The organism is Rhodobacter sp. Har01 (assembly GCF_020564565.1).
Taxonomy (GTDB): Bacteria; Pseudomonadota; Alphaproteobacteria; order Rhodobacterales; family Rhodobacteraceae; genus Pseudogemmobacter.
The window spans coordinates 309,630-330,428 of record NZ_JAJCTD010000001.1 but is presented as its reverse complement, the minus strand read 5'-3'; the positions used below and the strand labels follow the sequence as shown (position 1 = coordinate 330,428).

The 20,799-nt window shown below is 67.8% G+C and carries 16 protein-coding genes; 8 read left to right on the top strand and 8 right to left on the bottom strand.

Annotated elements, in window-relative coordinates; translation table 11 throughout:
* Positions 1-15 precede the first annotated feature (15 nt).
* The 3 genes from bchI to bchO are packed head-to-tail and all read left to right on the top strand — an operon-like array spanning position 16 to position 3,561.
* Positions 16-1,020 (top strand): magnesium chelatase ATPase subunit I, encoded by a 1,005-nt coding sequence (gene bchI, locus LHP98_RS01585; RefSeq protein WP_227250744.1) that lies wholly within the window; start codon positions 16-18, stop codon positions 1,018-1,020.
* On the top strand, positions 1,017-2,696 hold the full coding sequence (locus LHP98_RS01580) for a magnesium chelatase subunit D (protein ID WP_227251522.1): 1,680 nt from the start codon (positions 1,017-1,019) through the stop codon (positions 2,694-2,696). Before bchI ends, LHP98_RS01580 begins: the two co-directional genes overlap by 4 nt.
* 7 nt (positions 2,697-2,703) lie before the next feature.
* The gene (bchO, locus tag LHP98_RS01575; RefSeq protein WP_227250743.1) at positions 2,704-3,561 is read left to right on the top strand and encodes an alpha/beta fold hydrolase BchO; all 858 of its coding nucleotides are present in this window, start codon (positions 2,704-2,706) and stop codon (positions 3,559-3,561) included.
* A gap of 80 nt (positions 3,562-3,641) precedes the next feature.
* On the opposite strand, the gene idi is transcribed toward bchO, so the two are convergent.
* From idi to LHP98_RS19595, 8 genes are all read right to left on the bottom strand, one after another.
* Complete coding sequence (idi, locus tag LHP98_RS01570; protein ID WP_227251521.1) at positions 3,642-4,178, bottom strand: isopentenyl-diphosphate Delta-isomerase; 537 nt, start codon at positions 4,176-4,178, stop codon at positions 3,642-3,644.
* 20 nt (positions 4,179-4,198) lie between these two features.
* The gene (locus LHP98_RS01565; RefSeq protein WP_227250742.1) at positions 4,199-5,398 is read right to left on the bottom strand and encodes a geranylgeranyl diphosphate reductase; all 1,200 of its coding nucleotides are present in this window, start codon (positions 5,396-5,398) and stop codon (positions 4,199-4,201) included.
* Between the two features lies 1 nt (position 5,399).
* Positions 5,400-6,689, bottom strand: coding sequence for a BCD family MFS transporter (locus LHP98_RS01560; protein WP_227250741.1), 1,290 nt, complete (start codon positions 6,687-6,689; stop codon positions 5,400-5,402).
* Positions 6,690-6,693: 4 nt separating this feature from the next.
* Positions 6,694-7,590, bottom strand: a complete 897-nt coding sequence (gene chlG, locus LHP98_RS01555; protein ID WP_227250740.1) for a chlorophyll synthase ChlG — start codon at positions 7,588-7,590, stop codon at positions 6,694-6,696.
* 119 nt (positions 7,591-7,709) lie between these two features.
* Complete coding sequence (gene bchJ / locus LHP98_RS01550; protein ID WP_227250739.1) at positions 7,710-8,348, bottom strand: bacteriochlorophyll 4-vinyl reductase; 639 nt, start codon at positions 8,346-8,348, stop codon at positions 7,710-7,712.
* A 29-nt stretch (positions 8,349-8,377) separates the two neighbouring features.
* Positions 8,378-10,129 (bottom strand): magnesium-protoporphyrin IX monomethyl ester anaerobic oxidative cyclase, encoded by a 1,752-nt coding sequence (gene bchE / locus LHP98_RS01545; protein WP_227250738.1) that lies wholly within the window; start codon positions 10,127-10,129, stop codon positions 8,378-8,380.
* Positions 10,130-10,317: 188 nt separating this feature from the next.
* A complete protein-coding gene (ppsR, locus tag LHP98_RS01540; protein ID WP_413687369.1) occupies positions 10,318-11,709 on the bottom strand; it encodes a transcriptional regulator PpsR in 1,392 nt (463 codons plus the stop codon).
* Between the two features lie 78 nt (positions 11,710-11,787).
* Positions 11,788-12,579 carry a B12-binding domain-containing protein gene (locus LHP98_RS19595; RefSeq protein ID WP_227250737.1) on the bottom strand — a complete coding sequence of 264 codons (792 nt, stop codon included), beginning with the start codon at positions 12,577-12,579 and terminating at the stop codon, positions 11,788-11,790.
* A 348-nt stretch (positions 12,580-12,927) separates the two neighbouring features.
* Between LHP98_RS19595 and bchF the strand changes: the two genes are divergently transcribed.
* Genes bchF through bchL form a run of 5 tightly spaced genes read left to right on the top strand, consistent with a single transcriptional unit; the run spans position 12,928 to position 20,796 of the window.
* Positions 12,928-13,443 (top strand): 2-vinyl bacteriochlorophyllide hydratase, encoded by a 516-nt coding sequence (bchF, locus tag LHP98_RS01530; RefSeq protein ID WP_227250736.1) that lies wholly within the window; start codon positions 12,928-12,930, stop codon positions 13,441-13,443.
* Positions 13,440-14,729 (top strand): ferredoxin:protochlorophyllide reductase (ATP-dependent) subunit N, encoded by a 1,290-nt coding sequence (locus LHP98_RS01525; protein ID WP_227250735.1) that lies wholly within the window; start codon positions 13,440-13,442, stop codon positions 14,727-14,729. The genes bchF and LHP98_RS01525 overlap by 4 nt, the downstream gene beginning before the upstream one ends.
* Positions 14,726-16,291 (top strand): ferredoxin:protochlorophyllide reductase (ATP-dependent) subunit B, encoded by a 1,566-nt coding sequence (gene bchB / locus LHP98_RS01520; RefSeq protein WP_227250734.1) that lies wholly within the window; start codon positions 14,726-14,728, stop codon positions 16,289-16,291. Before LHP98_RS01525 ends, bchB begins: the two co-directional genes overlap by 4 nt.
* On the top strand, positions 16,281-19,868 hold the full coding sequence (locus LHP98_RS01515; RefSeq protein ID WP_413687368.1) for a magnesium chelatase subunit H: 3,588 nt from the start codon (positions 16,281-16,283) through the stop codon (positions 19,866-19,868). The genes bchB and LHP98_RS01515 overlap by 11 nt, the downstream gene beginning before the upstream one ends.
* A gap of 25 nt (positions 19,869-19,893) precedes the next feature.
* Complete coding sequence (gene bchL, locus LHP98_RS01510) at positions 19,894-20,796, top strand: ferredoxin:protochlorophyllide reductase (ATP-dependent) iron-sulfur ATP-binding protein (protein WP_227250733.1); 903 nt, start codon at positions 19,894-19,896, stop codon at positions 20,794-20,796.
* Positions 20,797-20,799: the final 3 nt, after the last annotated feature.

Below are 20,799 nucleotides of genomic sequence, written 5' to 3'. Positions count from 1 at the left end.
TCAGGAGACCGAAGGATGCGCCAGCCCTTCCCCTTCTCGGCGATCGTCGGCCAGGATGCCATGAAGACGGCCATGGTCCTGACCGCCATCGACCCCGGCATCGGCGGCGTGCTGGTGTTCGGCGACCGCGGCACCGGCAAATCGACCGCCGTCCGCGCGCTGGCCGCCCTGCTGCCGCCGATCGAGGCGGTGGAAGGCTGCCCGGTGAACTCGGCCCGGCGCGAGCTGTGCCCAGAATGGGCGCAGATCGGATCGGACAGGATCGTCACCAAGCCGACACCGGTGGTCGACCTGCCGCTGGGGGTGACCGAAGACCGCGTGGTGGGCGCGCTGGACATCGAGCGCGCGCTGACGCGGGGCGAAAAGGCGTTCGAGCCGGGCCTCTTGGCGCGGGCCAACCGCGGCTATCTCTATATCGACGAAGTGAACCTGCTGGAGGACCACATCGTCGATCTCTTGCTGGACGTCGCCCAGTCGGGCGAGAACGTGGTGGAACGCGAGGGCCTGTCGATCCGCCACCCGGCGCGGTTCGTGCTGGTCGGCTCGGGCAACCCGGAAGAGGGCGAGCTCAGGCCGCAACTCCTCGACCGCTTCGGCCTGTCGGTCGAAGTCACTTCGCCGCGCGACATCGAAACCCGGATCGAGGTGATCAAGCGCCGCGATGCCTATGAGAACGACTACGAGACGTTCATGTCGCTCTGGCGCCCCATGGACGCGGGCTTGCGCAACCAGATCCTCGCCGCGCGCGAGGCGCTGCCCAAGCTGGAAACCCCGAACACCACCCTGCACGATTGCGCCGCGCTCTGCATCGCGCTGGGGTCCGACGGGCTGCGGGGCGAGTTAACGCTGCTGCGTGCCGGCCGGGCGCTGGCCGCCTTCGAGGCCTCGCCGGCGGTCACCCGGGCGCATCTGCGCGCCGTGGCGCCGATGGCGCTGTCGCACCGCCTGCGCCGCGATCCGCTGGACGAGGCCGGCTCGGGCGCCCGCGTGGCGCGGTCCTTGACCGAGGTCCTACCCTGATTCCGCCCCTGCAACGGGCGGAAACCGCCCTCTCCCTGCTGGCCATCGATCCGGCCGGGTTGAAGGGGCTGTGGTTGCGTGCCCGCGCGGGTGCGCTGCGCGACCGGGTGACCGAGGCCCTCCAGGCCATACCGCTGCCGTTGCGCCGATTGCACCCGACGGTGGCGGACGATGCGCTGTATGGCGGGCTTGACCTGTCGTCCACGCTGGCCGCGGGCCGTCCGGTGATGACGCGCGGCCTTCTGGCCGACCCCACCGCGCTGGTGCTGACCATGGCCGAGCGCACGCCGCCCGGTCTGGCCGCCCGGCTGGCCACCGCGCTGGACGAGCCGCGGCACTGCCTCATCGCGCTGGACGAAGCGGCTGATCCCGACGAGACCCTGCCGTCGGCGCTGGCCGACCGGCTGGGGTTCTTCGTCTCGCTGGAGGGCATCGTCTGGTCGGACACCGATCCGCTGGCGCTGGACCCGACGACGCTGGCCGAAGCCCGCGCCCGCCTGCCAGCCGTGCGCGTGACCGAGGACGCTGCCACACTGCTGACACGCGCTGCGGCACAGTTGGGCATCCAGTCGATGCGCGCGCCGCTGCTGGCGATCGCCGCCGCCCGCGCCCATGCCGCGCTGATGGGCCGCCCGGTGGTGACCGAGGACGATCTGAAGGTCGCGGCCGACCTGACCTATGCCCACCGCGCCCTGCCGATGCCCGAACAATCGCAGGACCCCGACCAGCCGCCGCCCCCACCGCCGCCCGAGGACCAGCACGACCAGGGCCCGTCCGAGAACCAGCAGGACGACACCTCGATCCCCGAGGAGATGCTGGTCGAGGCGGTGCGCGCCGCCCTGCCCGAGGGCCTGCTGGAACACCTGGCCGCCGGCCGCGCTGCGCGGGTGGCCAAGGGCGCCTCGGGCACCGGCGACGAAAAGCAGGGCAACCGGCGCGGCCGGCCGCTGCCGTCGCGGCCCGGCCGGCTGGTGCCCGGCGCGCATATCGACCTGGTGGCGACCTTGCGGGCCGCCGCCCCCTGGCAACCGCTGCGCCGGCGCGAGGCGAACCGCCCCGAAGCGGTGCTGCTGGTGCGCGGGTCGGACCTGCGGCTCAAGCGGTTCAAGGAGATGTCGGACCGCGTGTTGATCTTTGCCGTCGATGCCTCCGGCTCATCGGCCTTTGCCCGGCTGGCCGAAGCCAAGGGCGCGATCGAGTTGCTGCTGGGCCAGGCCTATGCCCGCCGCGACCATGTCGCGCTGCTGGCGTTCCGCGGGGTGACGGCCGAACTGATCCTGCCGCCCACCCGCAGCCTGGTGCAGACCAAGCGGCGGCTCTGCGCGCTGCCCGGCGGCGGCGGCACGCCCTTGGCCTCGGGGCTGACGCTGGCGATGCACACCGCCGACCACGCCCGCAAGCGCGGGCTGACGCCGACCATCGCCATCCTGACCGACGGCCGCGGCAACATTGCGCTGGACGGCACCGCCGACCGCCCCAAGGCCGAAGCCGATGCGCTGAAGGCGGCGCAGGCGATCCGGGCGACGCTGGTGCCGACGCTGATCATCGACACCGCGAACCGGCCGCAGCCATCGCTGCAACTGCTGTCAAAGGCGATGCTCGGCACCTACCTTGCGCTGCCCCGCGCCGATGCGCACCGGCTGTCGAACGTTCTCGAAGCCGCCCTCGGGGGGTAGTCGTCCGATGGAGCTTGCCCGCCTGCCCCGCGACTGGCCGTACCGCGACCGGATCCGGCGCATCGCCTGCGCGCCGAACGACTGGGCTGTGTTGGACATCGGCGAAGGCCCTGACCTGTTGCTGCTGCACGGCGCCGGCGGCTCGGCGCACAGTTACCGGGCGCTGATCCCGCTGCTTGCCGGCTATCGCGTGCTGGCCGTCGATCACCCCGGACAGGGCTGCACCCGGGCGGGCAATCGCGCGCGGCTGGGCATCGATGCCGAGGCCGAGGATCTGGCCCGGCTGATCGCCCAGGCCGGCTGGCGCCCGCAGGCCGTGATCGGGCATTCCGCCGGGGCGGCGCTGGCGCTGCGGCTGTCCGAGATCGTGCCGCTTCGGGCCGTGGTAGGGCTGAACGCGGCGCTTGGCACCTTCGAGGGCGCGGCCGGGGTGCTGTTCCCGGTCTTCGCCCGGGTGCTGGCGGCCACTCCCTTCGTGCCCGACATCGTCACCCGCCTGTGGGGCAACCCGGCCACGGTCGAGCGGTTGATCTCCTCGACCGGATCGCGGCTGGATGCCGAGGGCCTGGGGCAATACCTGCGGCTGGTGCGGGACCGGGCACATGTGGACGGGACGCTTGGCATGATGGCCGCCTGGAAACTGGAACCGCTGCTGTCGCGGCTGTCGCAGATCGCGGTGCCGACGCTGCTGATCGCGACGACCGGCGACCGCACCGTGCCGGCGCGAATCTCGCGCGCCTGTGCCGGCCGGATGCCGGCCGCGCAGTACGTCGAACTCCTGCGGCTGGGGCACCTGGCGCATGAAGAGGCCGCGCCCGAGATGGCGACTGTTCTGCTGCCCTGGCTGAAGGCAAGGCTGTCCTGAACCGCCGCCAGACGGTGCCCGACGGCAAGCCCCGGCACATCTCGGACAGCGCCCTGAAGAAGTCCGGCGTCCTTGCGGCGTCAGCCAGCCCCGACCGCGCCTGACCCGAAGATCCGGTCGATATGCTCGGTCATGTAGATCCGCATCCAGGGCGTGAACCGCTCCGGGCTGCGCTGCACCTCGGCCGCAAGGTCGTAAAGATCGATCCAGCGCACCTCGGCCACCTCGTCCGGGTTCGGCTCGACCTTCATGCCCGGCGTCGCCGCAGCCACGAAGATATCGACCACCTCATGCTCGGTCAGACCGCTGCCGACATCGGCCCGGTATTCCACCTGGTCGGCAAAGGTCGGGAAGACGCCGACGATGCCCAACTCCTCGCGCAATCGCCGCACGGCGCAGGCGGCGGGGTCTTCATCCCAGCGCGGGTGGGTGCAGCAGGTGTTGGCCCACAGAAGCGGCGTGTGATACTTGCCCGCCGCCCGGCGCTGGATCAGCACGCGGCCGCCATCCACCACGAAGACCGACACCGCCTTGTGGCGCAGGCCCTTCTGGTGAACCTCAAGCTTGCCGACCGGCACCAGCCTGCCGTCCACCCAGGCCGGGATCATCTCTTCCAGCGATGCCGCCGCGTTGGTCTTCATGTCCATTCCGGTCGAACCAGCCCCATCAGATGCGCAACATTCTTAAGCCCGATCTTCAGATGCGCCAGCGGCCGTTTCGAGACCAGCTTCTTGTTCATATAGGCCTCGAAGGTCAGCGACTGCACGTCCTTGTCGTGGCACAGGCTGACAAAGCGTTCGCGGCGCATGTCGCTCTTGTAATAGGCGTCCTGCATGGACCGCAGGGCACGGAAGACGCCCTTGTGGTCGGCCATGAATAGCTTGCGCGCCATCCCAAGGTCGGCCGCGCTGCGGCTTTTCAGGAAGGCCTGCGCCGCCTTGGCCGCCACCTCGCCGCCGACCATCGCGTAATAGATGCCCTCGCCCGACGAGGGCGCAACCACCCCGGCGGCATCGCCGGCCAGCACCACATCGCGGCCATTGTCCCAGCGGTCCAGCGGCTGCAGCGGAATCGGTGCGCCTTCCTTGCGGATCGTCTCGCAGCCCTCCAGCCCCGAGGCTTTGCGCAGTGCCGCCGTCGCGTCCTTGAGGTCAAAGTCGCTGTGCCCGGTGCCCATGCCCACCGAGGCATGCGCCCCGTGCGGAAAGACCCAGCCGTAGAAGTCGGGCGAGATGCGGCCGTCGTAGATCACGTCGCAGCGGGTGGGGTCATAGTCGATGCCGGACTTCCCTTCCGGTGCCTTGATGATCTCGTGATAGGCGATGACGTAGGGAATGGTGTCGCCGCCCGGCACGTTCTCGCGCGCGACCTGACTGCGGGCGCCATCGGCGCCGATCACCAGTTTCGCGGTGGTGCGCATCTCTTCGCCGCTGGCCTTGTCGCGCCAGACGACATGGGTGCCCGCGTCGTCACGCTCAAGGCGGACATAGGTGCCGGTCAGCCGCACCGCGCCCGATTTCGCCGCCCGTTCGCGCAGGAATTCGTCGAACCTGTCGCGGTCGACCATGCCGACGAAACCGCCGTTGATGTGCATGTCCACCTTGCGACCGGTCGGAGAGATCATTCTTGCACAGGTGATCTTCGCCACGACCTGGCTGTCGGGGATGTCGAAGTCGCGGATCATCCGGGGCGGCACCGCGCCACCGCAGGGCTTGATCCGCCCCGCGCGGTCCAGAAGCGCGACCTTCACGCCGTTGCGGGCCAGATCATTTGCCGCGGTCGAGCCGGAAGGCCCGCCCCCCACCACGAACACGTCGAAGGCTTGCGTCTGGGTCATCTCACTCTCCGGGAACGTAGTTTGGTTTGGTGCGGCGGCGCGCTTCGGGCCCCTCCACCACCGATGCGGCCACGACCGCCGAAATCACGAACAGCCCGGCCTCGGCCAGGAAGACCACGCCGAAGGCGGCGGGGTCGGACAGGACCGTGCGCATCACGTCCGCCGCGCCGGCGCCCAGCAGCCCGCCGAAACCCGCGGCGACAGCCTGCGCCGCGCCCCACAGGCCCATCCGGGTGCCCTCGCGCGCCTCGCGGCCGGCGCCGGCAAGGGCCATCATCGAACCGATGGCGGCCACCGCGAAGACGCCGTTGAAAAACCCCATCGCCACCACCGCCGGCACCAGCCCGCCCGCGCCGGCCATGCCCAGCCCGGCGATCACCGCCAGCGCCGCGGCCGAGCCGAGGCAGCCGACAATCACCCAGGTCCGCAGGCTGCCGATGCGCAGACCGGTGGAAGCGACGCCCACCGCCAGCATGCCGGCAAAGACGCCGCCGTTCTGCGCGCCCGAAAGCTGGGTCGACTGGCCGGGGTTGAAGCCGAAGACCAGGCCGGCAAAGGGCTCAAGGATCAGCTCCTGCAGGAAATAGGCGGTCATCGACAGGAAGATGAAGGCGGTGAAGGCGCGCGCGCGCGGCTCTGCCCAGATTTCCGCCAGGCCTTCGCGGAAAGGGGCGGGCTGGGGCTCGCGGTCGGCAATGACGCGGCGCTCGATGCCCCAGATCGCGGCGCTGGTCAGCAGCACGGCGCCCGCGGTGACCGCGCCGACGATCTTCAGCAGCAGCGCCGGCGAATAGGGTTGCAGCAGGGTGCCCACCGTGCCTGCGGTCGCGGCGATGCCGAAGATCATCATCAGCCAGGTGATGGTGGCGGCGGCGGCGCGGCGGCGCGGGTCGGTGGCGGTGGCCAGCAGGGCCAGCAGCGAGGTGCCCGAGGCCCCGGCGCCAAGGCCGATCAGGGCATAGGCGAAGACACTGAGGAGCAGGCCCCCGGTCTGCGACTCGGGCATGATCACCACGCCGACGGCGGCGAGGAACGCCCCCAGCGCCAATGCGACGATGCCGCCGATGACAAAGGCGGTGCGGTTGCCCTTGGTGTCAGAGCGAAAGCCCCAGGACGGCCGGGTGATCTGGATGCCATAGTGCAGCGCCACCAGCGCGCCCGGCACCAGCGCCGGCAGTGCCAGTTCCACCACCATCAACCGGTTCAGCGTCGAGGTCGTCAGCACCACCACGGCGCCGATGCACATCTGCACCAGGCCAAGGCGGAAGATCTGGACCCAGCTCAGCCGCATGCCATCAAAGCCCCCGCAGGGCAAAGGCCGAAATCATCATCCCCGAGACATACAGCACCACGCCGGTCCCGTTGTACCAGGGCGCCTTGCCCTTGGGGTCGCGGAAAAGCACCCGCATCGCGGCGAACTGCGCCAGCAGCAGCACGGTCACCGCCAGCGCGTGCCAGGGCTTGGACCAGACCAGCAGAAGCGCGATCACCAGCATCTGCGCCAGCGCCATCACCGTGCAGGCCACCTTGGCGGCGACTTCAGGCCCCAGCACCACCGGCAGAGACCGCACACCGTGCAGGCGGTCGCCCTCCAGGGCCTTGAAATCGTTCAGTGTCATGATGCCATGCGCGCCGAAGGCATAAAGGAAGGCCACCGTCACGATCTCGAACGACGGCGCGGTGCCCAGCAGCACGGCCGCCCCGGTAAACCAGGGCAGGCCCTCGTACGACAGGCCCACCAGCCCCGGCCCCCACCAGCCCGAACGTTTCAGCCGCACCGGCTCGGCCGAATAGGCCCAGGCGGCCAGCACGCCGACCACGGTGGCGCCAAAACCCCAGGGGCCCAGGAACCAGCCCACCCCCAGCGCCAGCGCCGACATCGCCAGCGCGATCCACAACCCCCAGCGGCCGGGGATGCGGCCCGAGGGGATGGGGCGGTCGGGTTCGTTCACCGCATCGACATGGCGGTCGCACCAGTCGTTGGCGGCCTGGCTCATGCCACAGACGATCGGGCCAGCCAGGATCATGCCCAGCGCCACCATGGTCCAGTTCTGCCCCAGCGGCACGCCGGAACTGACGGCGCCACAGAGATAGGCCCAGATCGGCGGGAACCAGGTCACAGGCTTGATCAGCCGCAGCATGGCGGCCGGTTCGGGCAGGCGCCGGGGCGCATAGGAAACACTGGTGTTCATGGGCCGAGTATTCAGGACGAAGCAGGGTCAGGCAAGCACAGAGTGTCAATCCATCCTGACACCGCTTGCGCAAAATGGACGCAGCCCCGGGATACCTTTGCCGGGGCCGGGGCAGCGGATCAGTCGCCGGCGGCGCGGCCGCGGCGGCTCATGCCATAGGGGTGCAGCACGAACCGGCAGACCCTGGCACCCATCGCCGCGCAATCGGCTTCCTCGACCACGACCGAGGGCCAGACCAGCCGGGCGAACAGCCGCTCGAACACCGCGACATGCCAGGTGCAGGCCGGATGGTCCGAGAAGACCGGGGCGAGGGGGTTGTTTTCCAACTCGAACACCACCGGCAGGTGGCTTGCGATACGGAACTTGCCCGAACCGGCGAAGGTCCAGGAATGCTTGGCAATGGCCTTGGCCAGAACCCAGGCCCCGATGTATCCGGGCAGCACCCGGATCAGTGCCCGGGCCGGCGCCGGGATTCGGTTTTGCAGGATGTAATCGCCGGTGGCCAGACCGGCCAGCCTGAGCAGGCCCTCTGCCCGGTCGCCGGTCACGCTGCGCACGGCCTCGTGCACGGCGCGACAGTCGGCTTCCGGCAGCATCCCCGCATCCGGCGGCGGCACCGCGACATCCGCCACCGCCATCACCCGGTCACGGATGGCGCGGCCCTCGCAATGGTCGAGGACCGCGATGGTTTGCAGAATGGCATTCGGGCCGATCCGGGCTGATCCATCCCGCGGTTCGAAAACCCGACTGCCATCCATGTCCGTCATTCCTCACACGCAAGCGCACCCTACTCGGCAGCGTCCACCATCTGCTCCTTGCCGCCGCCGCAGGCCATCGGACCCTCGGCCCTTGGCGCAACTGTGCTGTGTTCGGCGCTGCGGGCCTCGTGCGCCTCGGCGGAAAGGTCGAACTCGTCTTCGGCATCGGCCGGCATCACGAAGTTGGCGGCCGAGCGTTCGGCGGCGCGGTCCTTCATCTGGGCCTTGATCGCCGCCTGGCGTTCCTTGTGCTTGCGCGAGCGGTCGGCGGCGGCTTCCCAGTCGGCGACCTGCGCCTCGGCGATCTTGCGCGTCTCGTCGAAGTGGAAATCGACCGTGCCCTTGGTCTGCGGGCCCCAATAGCCGGCCTTGCCAAGGTCATAGAAGGTGCGCCCCACCCCGGCCTTGAGGAAGGCCTTGAGACAGCCCAGCAGATACTTGCGCCGGAACCCGGTGCCGCGCCACGGATAGTGGAACAGCGCCTTGCGCATGTAGAAGCGGCGGTAGTTCTTCATCACGCCGTCCAGCAATTCGCCGCGGGTCAGCGCCGCCGGCTTCATGATCGGCGTCACGAAGTTGTATTTCGAGAAGTCGAAGACCTCGACCTGGTCCTTGATTTCCTGGAACAAGGGCGTGAACGGCCAGGGCGTGTACATCGACCAGTTGGCCAGGTCGGGCTGCCAGTCCCAAGCCATCTGGAAGGTCTCTTCCAGCGTTTCCTTGGTCTCGTTGTCGAGGCCGACGATGAACTGCGCCTCGGTGAAGATGTCGGCCTCGCGCAGGAGGCGGATCGCCTCCTTGTTCTCGGCGACGGTGGTTTCCTTGTTGAAGAGGTCCAGCTTCAACTGCGCCGCGGCTTCGGTGCCCAGCGAGATGTGCACAAGGCCCGCCTCGCGGTAGAACTTCAAGAGGTCGCGGTCGCGGTAGATGTCGGTGACGCGGGTGTTGATGCCCCACTTGATCTTGTGGTTCAGGCCGCGGTCGATCATTTCCTGGCAGAATTCGACGAACTTCTTCTTGTTGATCGTCGGTTCCTCGTCGGCCAGGATGAAGAAGCCGACGCCGTGGTTCTCGACCAGATCCTGGATCTCGTCCACCACCGCCTTGGGATCGCGGACGCGGTAGTCGCGCCAGAACTTCCATTGCGAGCAGAACGAGCAGGTGAACGGGCAGCCGCGCGCCATGTTCGGGATCGCGACCTTCACCCCCAGCGGGATGTAGATGTACTTGTCCCACTGGATCAGCGTCCAGTCGGGCTTGATCGCGTCCAGGTCCTTGACCGTGGGCGCGGCCTGGGTGGCGACGATCTCGTCGCCGTCGATGAAGGCCAGACCCTTGATCGCCTTGCGGTCCTCGGGCCAGCGGCCGTCGCGCACGGCTTCGGCCAGCGCGGTCATGATCTCTTCGCCTTCGCCGCGAACGATCACGTCGATCCATGGCGCCTCGGTCAGCACCTGGCGGAACATGAAGGTCGCATGCACCCCGCCCAGGACGCGCACCGCGTTCGGCACCACTTCCTTGGCGATCTTCAGCGTCTCTTCGGCCTCGTAGATCGACGGCGTGATCGAGGTGACGCCGATCAGGTCGGGCTGCAGCTCCTTGAGCCGGGCGCGCAACTCGTCATGCCCGACGTGCATCGTCATCGCATCGATGAAATGGATGTCGTCGAATCCCGCCGTTTTCAGCGAGCCGGCCAGATAGGCAACCCAGGCCGGTGGCCAGTTGCCCGCGATTTCGGCTCCGCCGGAGTGATAGTTGGGATGAACGAAGACGATTCTCATCGGATGCCTCCTGAAGTGTCAACCGAAGTTGACAATATATGTGACATATTGATTTGACAGAGATCAAGCGCGACGAACTATCGCAGGGATTTCGGCCGGACTCTGCGGTTGGCCGAAAAGTACAGCAGAAGCGCGGCCTTGGCCCGCCCCTTCTGCAGTGTGCGGCTGCGACCGAAGCGCACGGAGGGCTATTCGCCGTCCTTGTTGATCAGTCCGTATTTCCGCAGCTTCACGTAAAGCGACTGCCGCGACAGGCTCAGCATGTCGGCCGCAGCGACGCGGTTGTTGCGGGTCAGCTCAAGCGCCGTCTCGATGCACATCCGCTCGATCACATCGGTGGTCTCGGCGACGATTTCCTTCAAGGTCGAGGCGCCGACCAGTTCCATCACGTTGCGGGACCCGTCCTCGCCGGTCATGCCGGTGGGCGGGCGGCGCATCGATTCCACCCGGCTGGCATCGCGGATCACCAGGGCCAGCACCGGGTTGGGGCGGTCGTTCAGCCAGCTGGCCGAGATTTCCGCTGCGATCTGGCCCGAGAAATCGGTGGCCAGGCGGGTGGAATACATCCGCAGATGCCCGGTGCGCTTGACAGTGTCCAGAAGCACCCGCAGATCAACCGAGCCGCGCACCAGATAGTCGGCCACCGAACGGCCGCGCACCGTGGCGATGTTGGCCGCGTCGATCAGGTTCAGGAAGGCCTCGTTGGCAGACCGGATGACGCCCTCGCCATCGGTGAAGACGATGCCATCCACCCCCTCGTGATACAGCCGGCCCATCGAATCGCTCAGATCGTCGGTCAACGCGGCCTTGTCGCCGACGTCCAGCTGGCACACCACGATCCGCTCGCCCGCGGCGCGGAACACGGTCGGTATCAGGATCAGCCGGCGCTGCGACCGGCGGGCCATCAACTCGATCGGCGCGGCGCGTTCCGAGACCGCCAGGCTGCTCAGCGCCTCAAGAAACTCTCCGCGACGGCGGCCCTCGAATTCCTGCGCAATGGCCGCGCCCAGCAACTCGGCGCGCGGCGCGCCCAACACCAGCGCTGCGGCCGGGTTCAGGTCCGCGATCCGGCCGGTGGACATGCTGACCATCACCACCGGGTCGCGGCTGATCTCCATCAGCACGCGATAGCGCGTGTCCATTTCGCGCTGCGATTCATAGTCCCGCTCCAGCGCCAGCTGGGCCGCGACAAGCTGCTGCTGCACTTCGGCCACCGGGCGCAGGTCGTGCCCCAGCATCAGCACCGAATCGTCGTGCGAGACGCGGTGCAGCGTGTAGCGCACCGGGTAGGGCCAGTTTTCGCGGTCGCGATGGTTCAACTCCATTGCCACCGGCTGGTGCAGGACATTGCCCACGTCCGGCAGCCGCGCCTCGTACTTGGCAAGGCTTTCCGACGCCAGCACTTCGGCCAGCGGCAGGCCCTCCCAGTCGGCCAACTGGCCGAAGGCGCGATGCATGGGGTTGACCAGAACCGACAGAATCCGGCGTTGCGGAGACACCAGCAAAGCAACGTCCGAGGCCGTGGCAAGAATATCCGTCAGCAGATCCGGCGCGATCAGCGGGATCTTTCCTGCGTTCATCAGATGGCGACCGTCCGTGGTCACATCAACTCCATCCCGCTACCCCATCCGCCTCATGTGGTCAGGGTCGGGCTTCATTCAAACACCCGACGATGCCAGCCCGGCATCGCCGTCCAGTCCAAGGGCCGCAAGCGCAGATGCGGCATCATTGGTTGCGATGTCCGCGCCCAGCCTGGCGGCCAGATCCCGCTCTCTTTCCAGGATCGCGCCGCCGATGGCGATGCGGACCCCCTCTCCCACACCTTCCCGGATCGTCTTGACCAGATTGTGGCAGACATCGAGATTGTCCTGCGACCCCAGCGACAGCATCACACCGTCGAAGCGGCGGCGCCGAACCAGGTTGCGCAGGTCGCCCACGGTCGGCCCCAGGCAGACGCAGACCGAAATCCCGCGGCGCCGCAACTGCCCGGCCAGCACGCAGGCGCCCAGTGTGTGCTGCTCGCCCTCGGGCAATACCAGAAGCACCGTCCCCGCCGCCGGCCCGCGCACCGAGTCGGCATGCCAGCGGTCGCCGATTTCACGCAGCAGCGCCTGCAGCCGCGCGGTTCCGACACTGACTTCGGTGAAGGACATGCGGTCCTGGTGCCAGGCCTCGCCCAGATGGCGCGCGACGGCCGGGATCAGATCGTCGGCAAGCATTTCCGGGGTGATCCGGGCGCGCTTCAGGTCAACCTTCAGCGAGTCGAACGACACAGGATCGCAGCTTGTCACTGCCGCCACGAAGGTGTCGAAGAATCTCCGCCTGACGTCCGCGCCCACTTCCGCTTCTTTCGCAACCAGACGCGCGACCACATCGGCCGCAAACCGTTTGACCTCGCCCACGGCAGGATCGGCGCATTGAGCCAGGCTCTTATGACGGCTCGCGTCCACGGGTGCCACTCCCAGAGATGCGACCGCGCCACGACTGAGAAGACTCCGTCAAGGCGGTAGCGGTCCCCATGCCGTCCTGCTCCGGAACATCTCCCGTCAATAGTGTTTCCGAACGCGCCGCAGTTGTCAAAGAAAATTGACAGATGCGCGCAGAAATGCCGGTCGCTCCCCGGCCCGCAGCTAAAGATATGTGCCATTTTCACTGGTTTGGGGCATTTTCGCCCGGCCGGGGCGGCGACAGCGGGAAAAAGCCGCACCCTTTGTCAATCACAGCGATGTAAGTTTTGATTGACACTCCCGACCACGGGCTTACCCTTTGCATCAAGACCAACAAAGGGGACAGCTGCTGTGGACTCGGCTCTGCCGAAAAAACCATCCCGCAAGCGCCTTTACACGGAAGAACAGCGGGCGCGCCGCGATGCCACGAGGTGGACACTCGTGCAGGGGATTCTGGCCCCCCTGCAGTTCCTTGCCTTTGGCATTTCGCTGGCGCTGGTGCTGCGATTCCTGTGGACGGGCGACGGCTACACGGCGGCGACCGTGTCGATCCTGGTCAAGACCGGGTTTCTCTATGTCATCATGGTCACCGGCGCGATCTGGGAAAAGGTCGTGTTCGGCCAGTACCTGTTCGCCCCCGCCTTCTTCTGGGAAGACGTGTTCAGCTTTGGCGTGATCGCGCTGCACACCGCCTATCTCTGGGCGCTGTTCACCGGCCAGCCGGCCAATGTGCAGATGTTCGTCGCGCTGGCGGCCTACACCACCTATGTCATCAATGCCGGCCAGTTCCTGTGGAAGCTGCGCATGGCCCGCAAGGACGCCGAGGCCGAGATCCGCAGCGGCACCTCCGGGGGGGTGCCGGCATGAGCCTCGACCTTCCCGCCAAGGGCTGCCGCGAGACGCCGGTCCTCAAGGAACGCGGCCAGCGCGAGGTGTTCTGCGGCCTGACCAGCATCGTCTGGCTGCACCGCAAGATGCAGGACGCCTTCTTCCTGGTCGTCGGCAGCCGCACCTGCGCGCACCTCCTGCAGGCCGCCGCCGGCGTGATGATCTTCGCCGAACCCCGCTTCGGCACCGCGATCCTTGAGGAAAAAGATCTCGCCGGTCTGGCCGACGCCAACACCGAGCTTGACCGCGAAGTCGCCCGCCTGCTGGAACGCCGCCCCGACATCCGGCAGCTGTTCCTGGTCGGCTCCTGCCCGTCCGAGGTGATCAAGCTGGACCTGCACCGCGCTGCGGAACGCCTGTCGGCGATCCATGCGCCGCATGTGCGGGTGCTGAACTTCACCGGCTCGGGCATCGAGACCACCTTCACGCAAGGGGAAGACGCCTGCCTTGCGGCCATGGTTCCCGCCCTGCCGGCAACCCAGGCGCGCGAGTTGCTGCTGGTCGGCGCCCTGCCGGACGTGGTCGAGGACCAGATGGTCGACCTCTTGACCAAGCTGGGAATCGGCCCGCTGCGCATCCTGCCCGCGCATCGCTTTGCCGAGACGCCGGCGGTGGGGCCGAACACCGTCTTTGCCCTGCTGCAACCCTTCCTGGGTGACACCCATGCCGCGCTGATCCGCCGCGGCGCGCGCGCCATTCCGGCGCCGTTTCCGTTCGGCGAGGAAGGCACCACCGCCTGGCTGCGCGCCATCGCCGAGGAATTCGGCGTCGACCGCGCGCATTTCGAAGCCGTCACCGCCGCCCCGCGCGCCCGCGCGCAAAAGGCGGTGGCCGTGCATGCCGAAACCCTGCGCGGCAAGTCGGTGTTCTTCTTCCCCGACAGCCAGCTGGAAATTCCGCTCGCCCGGTTCCTGGCCCGCGAATGCGGCATGCGGCCGATCGAGGTGGGCACGCCCTATCTGCACAAGGATCTGGTCGGCCCCGACCTGGACCTGCTGCCCGAAGGCCCCGTCATCAGCGAAGGCCAGGACGTCGAGTTGCAGCTTGACCGCCAGAACGCCGCCGCGCCGGACCTGACCGTGTGTGGCCTGGGCCTGGCCAACCCGCTGGAAGCCAAAGGCTTTACCACCAAGTGGGCGATCGAGCTGGTGTTCACTCCGGTGCATTTCTATGAACAGGCGGGCGATCTGGCCGGCCTGTTCAGCCGCCCCGTCCGCCGCAAGGCCATTCTCCGGGCCGGCGGGCAGATCGGGGGCGCGGCATGAAGCTGACGCTCTGGACCTATGAGGGCCCGCCGCATGTGGGCGCGATGCGCGTCGCCACCGGCATGAAGGGGCTGCACTACGTGCTGCACGCGCCGCAGGGCGACACCTACGCCGACCTTCTGTTCACCATGATCGAGCGGCGCAATCACCGCCCGCCGGTCAGCTATACCAGCTTTCAGGCCCGCGACCTGGGTGCCGATACGGCCGATCTGTTCAAGGCCACCGCGCGCGAGGCGCATGAGCGGTTCAAGCCGCAGGCGATGCTGGTGGGGTCGTCCTGCACGGCCGAACTGATCCAGGACGATCCCGGCGGCCTGGCCGAGGCGCTGGACCTGCCCTGCCCGGTCATTCCGCTGGAACTGCCGTCCTACAGCCGCAAGGAAAACTTCGGCGCGGACGAGACCTTTCATCAACTGGTGCGGGCGCTGACCAAGCCGATGCCGCGCACCGCCGAGGTGACGGCGAACCTCCTGGGCGCCACCGGCCTTGGCTTCCGGCACCGCGACGACGTGACCGAGGTGACGCGGCTTCTGGCGCTGATGGGCATCAAGGTGAACGTGGCGGCGCCGCTGGGCGCCTCGCCCGCCGACATCGCCCGCATGGGGCAGGCGCATTTCAACGTGCTGCTCTACCCCGAAACCGGCGAAGGCGCGGCGCGCTATCTGGAAAAGCACTGCGGCCAGCCCTGGACCAAGGTGGTCCCCATCGGGGTGGGCGCCACGCGCGATTTCATCCATGAAGTCGCGGGTTTGGCAGGCGTTTCTCCGAAGGTCGATGAAACCGGGCTGCGGCTGCCGTGGTGGTCGGCCAGCGTGGACAGCACCTATCTGACCGGCAAGCGCGTGTTCATCTTCGGCGATGCCACCCACGCCATCGCCGCCGCCCGCATCGCCGCCACCGAGATCGGCTTCGAGGTGGTGGGTCTGGGCTGCTTCAACCGCGAATTCGCCCGGCCGATGCGCGCCGCCGCCAAGGCCTACGGGCTAGAGGCGCTGATCACCGACGATTACCTCGAGGTCGAGCACGCCATCGCCGCCGCCGCGCCGGAGATGATCCTTGGCACCCAGATGGAACGCCACATCGGCAAGCGTCTGGGCATCCCCTGCGCCGTGATCTCCGCGCCGGTGCATGTGCAGGACTTCCCCGCCCGCTACAGCCCCCAGATGGGCTTTGAAGGCGCCAACGTCATCTTCGACAGCTGGATTCATCCGCTGGTCATGGGCCTGGAAGAACACCTTCTGACCATGTTCCGCGAGGATTTCGAGTTTCACGACGAGGCCGGCGCCAGCCATCACGGCGGCAAGGCCGATCTGCGCGAGATCAATGTGCCCCCTGCCGAAACGGTGGTATCTGCGGCGCACGTCGACACGGCGGCCCCCTCGGCCCCCGCCCAGCCCGGAGAGCCGGTCTGGACCGCGGATGCCGAGCGCGAGTTGAAGAAGATCCCCTTCTTCGTCCGCGGCAAGGCCAAGCGCAACACCGAGAAGTACGCCGCGGAACGGGGCGTGACCAATATCAGCATCGACACCCTCTATGAGGCCAAGGCCCATTATGCGCGATGAAGTCTACCCATCGCCCGGCATGACCCCGCCGCGATCCGGCGACGGGGCCTATCGCTTTGTGATCGTCACCCTTGACGCCCATGCCGCCGGCCCCGCCGTGCGCATCGCGCCGCGTCTGGCGCAGGATTTCCCCGGCATCGAGATCTCGGTCCACGCTGCGGCGGAATGGTCCGAGAACCCCGCCGCCCTGGCCGCCGCCAAGCAGGCGGTGAACGCGGCCGACCTGGTGGTGGCGAACCTGCTGTTCATCGAAGAACACATCACCGCCATCCTGCCCGAACTGCAGGCCGCCCGCGAGCGCGCCGATGCCTTTGTCGGCATCGTGGCCGATCCGTCCGTCGTCAAGCTGACCAAGCTGGGCGACCTGGACATGTCGAAGCCGGCCTCGCCGCTGATGCAGCTGCTGAAGAAGATTCGCGGCAACAAGGAACCCTCGGCCTCGTCGGGCGAAAAGCAGATGGCGATGCTGCGGCGGCTGCCGAAGATGCTGCGCTTCCTGCCCGGCAAGGCGCAGGACCTGCGGTCCTGGTTCCTGTCGATGCAATACTGGCTTGGCGGGTCCGACGACAACCTCGAAGCGATGATCCGCTACCTGGTCAGCCGCTATTCCGGCAACCGCGACTGGTCGAAGGTCAAGGCCGCGGCGCCGATCGACTATCCGGATGTCGGCCTCTACCACCCTGACCTGCCCGGCCGCATCACCACCGACGCGGGCGCCCTGCCCCGGCCGGCCGAGGTCAAGGCGACCGTCGGCCTGCTGATGCTGCGCAGCTACATCCTGGCCTCGGACACCGCGCATTATGACGGGGTGATCCGCGCCTTCGAGTCGCGCGGCATCGCCGTCCTGCCGGCCTTTGCCGGCGGTCTGGACGGGCGGCCCGCCATCGACGCCTATTTCCGCGGCAAGATCGACGCCATGGTCTCGCTGACCGGCTTTTCGCTGGTCGGCGGCCCGGCCTACAACGACAGTTCCGCCGCAGTCGAGGTGCTGAAGGCGCTGGACGTGCCCTATGTCGCTGCCCACCCGCTGGAATTCCAGACCTTGGGCCAATGGGGCACCAGTGGCGGCGGGCTTGGCCCGGTGGAAACCACCATGCTGATCGCGCTGCCGGAAATCGACGGCGCGACAAATCCCACCGTGTTTGCCGGCCGGCATGACGCCAACGGCTGCCAGGGCTGCCCGCGCGGCTGCCCCGCGCCTTGCGCCGAGGCGCTGTCCACCCGCGCCATGGCCCCTTGCACCGAACGGATTGCGGCGCTGGCCGACAAGACCCGGCGGCTGGCCCTTCTGCGCCGCAGCGAAGTGGCCAGGCGCAAGGTCGGCATCGTGCTCTACGGCTTCCCGCCGAATGCGGGGGCGGCGGGCACGGCGGCCTATCTGTCGGTGTTCGAAAGCCTGTTCAACGTGCTGCACGCGATGAAGGCCGAAGGCTACACCGTCGATCCGCCCGAGACGGTGGCCGAACTGCGTGACGCCGTGCTGGGCGGCAACGCGGCCGCCTATGGCCAGCCCGCCAACGTGGCGGCGATGATCCCGGCGGCCGAGGTTGTCTCGCGCACGCCCTGGCTGAAGGACGTGGAATCTGCCTGGGGCCCCGCCCCCGGCCGGATGCAGACCGACGGCCGCGCCGTCTTTGTGCTGGGCCGGCAGATGGGCCGCATCTTCATCGGGTTGCAGCCGGTCTTCGGCTATGAAGGCGACCCGATGCGGTTGCTGTTCGAGAAGGGCTTTGCCCCGACCCATGCCTTCACCACCTTCTACCGCTGGCTGCGCGAGGATTTCGGCGCCGATGTGCTGCTGCACTTCGGCATGCATGGCGCGCTGGAATTCATGCCCGGCAAGCAGGCCGGCGTAGGCGAGGGCTGCTGGCCCGACCGGCTGATCGGCAACCTGCCGAATGTCTATCTCTACGCCGCAAACAACCCCTCCGAGGCGACGCTGGCCAAGCGCCGGTCGAACGCGGTGATCGTCACCCACCTGACGCCGCCGCTGGCGCAGTCGGGGCTTTACAAGGGCCTGGCCGACCTGAAGGACAGCCTGTCGCGCTATCGCACGCTGGCGCCCGATGCGCCCGACCGGGACGATCTGGCCGAACTGATCCGCGAACAGGCGAAGTCGGTGGACCTCGACGCCTCGGACATGGCCACGCTCTGGGTCAAACTGCTGGAGACCGAGGGCGCGCTGATCACCGATGGCTTCCACGTCGTCGGTCGCAAGATGACCGATGTGAACCGGCAGGCGATGCTGGACCTGATGCCGGCCACCGCCGACAAGGGCCTGGCCGACCGGCTGATGCAGGAAGACCATGAAATTCCGGCCCTGCTGCGGGCCCTTTCGGGCCGCTTCATTGCGCCGGTGCCGGGGGGCGACCTGATCCGCAGCCCGGAAATCCTGCCCACGGGTCGCAACATCCATGCCTTCGACCCGTTCCGCATGCCCACCGCCTTTGCCTTGCAGGACGGCGCCAAGCAGGCGGCGCGGCTGCTGGCCGCCCACCCGCGCCTGCCGCGCACGGTGGCGCTGGTGCTCTGGGGCAGCGACAACATCAAGTCCGACGGCGGCCCGATCGCCCAGGCGCTGGCGCTGATCGGCGCCAAGCCCCGGTTCGACCATTATGGCCGCCTCGCCGGCGCCGACCTGATCCCGCTGTCGGACCTGGGCCGGCCGCGGATCGACGTGGTGATGACGCTGTCGGGCATCTTCCGCGATCTTCTGCCCCTGCAGACCCGGATGCTGGCCGAGGCCGCCTGGAAGGCCGCCACCGCGGACGAACCGGAGTCGCAGAACTTCATCCGCGCCCATTCGCTGGCCTTCGCCCGTCAGATGAATGTCGGCATGGAAACCGCCGCACTGCGGGTGTTCTCGAACGCCGAGGGCGCCTATGGCTCGAACGTCAACAACCTGGTCGGCAACTCGGCCTTCGGCGACGAGGACGAGCTGGCCGATGCCTATCAGGCCCGCAAGTCCTTTGCCTATGGCGTGAACGGCAAGCCCACTCAGAACTGCGACCTTCTGAAACAAGCCCTTTCGACCGTCGATCTGGCATACCAGAACCTTGAGTCGGTCGAACTGGGTGTGACCACGGTGGACCATTACTTCGACACGCTGGGCGGCATCGCCCGGGCGGTCAAACGCGCACGCGGCGGCGAAGAGACGCCGGTCTATATCGGCGACCAGACCCGCGGCGGCGGAACCGTCCGCACGCTCAAGGACCAGATCGCGCTGGAAACCCGCTCGCGCAGCCTGAACCCCAAGTATTTCGAGGGCCTGCTGAAGCACGGCGCCGAAGGCGTGCGGCAGATCGAGGCCCAGGTGACCAACACCTTCGGCTGGTCGGCCACCACCGGCCATGTCGAGCCTTGGGTCTATCAGCGCCTGTCGGAAACCTTCGTGCTGGACGAGGCGATGCGCCGCCGGCTGGCCAACCTGAACCCCGAAGCCTCGTCGCGGATGGCGCAGAAACTGCTTGAGGCCTCGGACCGCAACTACTGGCAGCCCGATGCCGACACGCTTGCCGCCCTGCAGAAGGCCGCGGATGAGCTGGAAGACCGCCTTGAAGGGATTGCTGCCGAATGAAACGCAAACCGAAAGGGCCCCAAGCATGAGCCCACGCGATGAAATCCCCGACCTGAACGGCCTTGATGGTGAAGGCTCGGTGCAGGTGCAACAGGACCCCAGCGTCAAGATCGAGGGCGCCAAGGTCTTTTCCGTCTATGGCAAGGGCGGCATCGGCAAGTCGACGACCTCGTCGAACCTGTCGGCCGCGTTTTCCATGCTGGGCAAGCGCGTGCTGCAGATCGGCTGCGATCCCAAGCACGACAGCACCTTCACCCTGACCGGGCGGCTGCAGGAAACCGTGATCGACATCCTCAAGTCGGTCGATTTCCACGCCGAGGAACTGCGCCCCGAGGACTTTGTCACCACCGGCTTCAACGGCGTGATGTGCGTCGAGGCGGGCGGCCCCCCGGCGGGCACCGGCTGCGGCGGCTATGTCGTGGGCCAGACGGTCAAGCTGTTGAAACAGCACCACCTGCTGGAAGACACCGACGTGGTGATCTTCGACGTGCTGGGCGACGTGGTCTGCGGCGGCTTTGCGGCCCCGCTGCAACACGCCGACCGCGCAGTGATCGTCACCGCCAACGACTTCGATTCGATCTATGCGATGAACCGCATCATCGCGGCCGTGCAGGCCAAGTCGAACAACTACAAGGTGCGGCTGGCCGGCTGCGTGGCGAACCGTTCGCGCGAGACCAACGAGGTCGACCGCTACTGCGACCGCGTCGGCTTCAAGCGGCTGGCGCACATGCCCGACGTGGACGCGATCCGCCGCAGCCGCCTGAAGAAGAAGACCCTCTTCGAGATGCCGGACGAGGAAGACATCGTCCTGGCGCGTGCCGAATACATCCGCCTGGCCGAAACGCTGTGGCGGTCCGTGAACGAACCGCCGATGCTGCCCGCCTCGCTGCCCGACCGTGAAATCTTCGAACTCCTGGGTTTTGACTGAGCG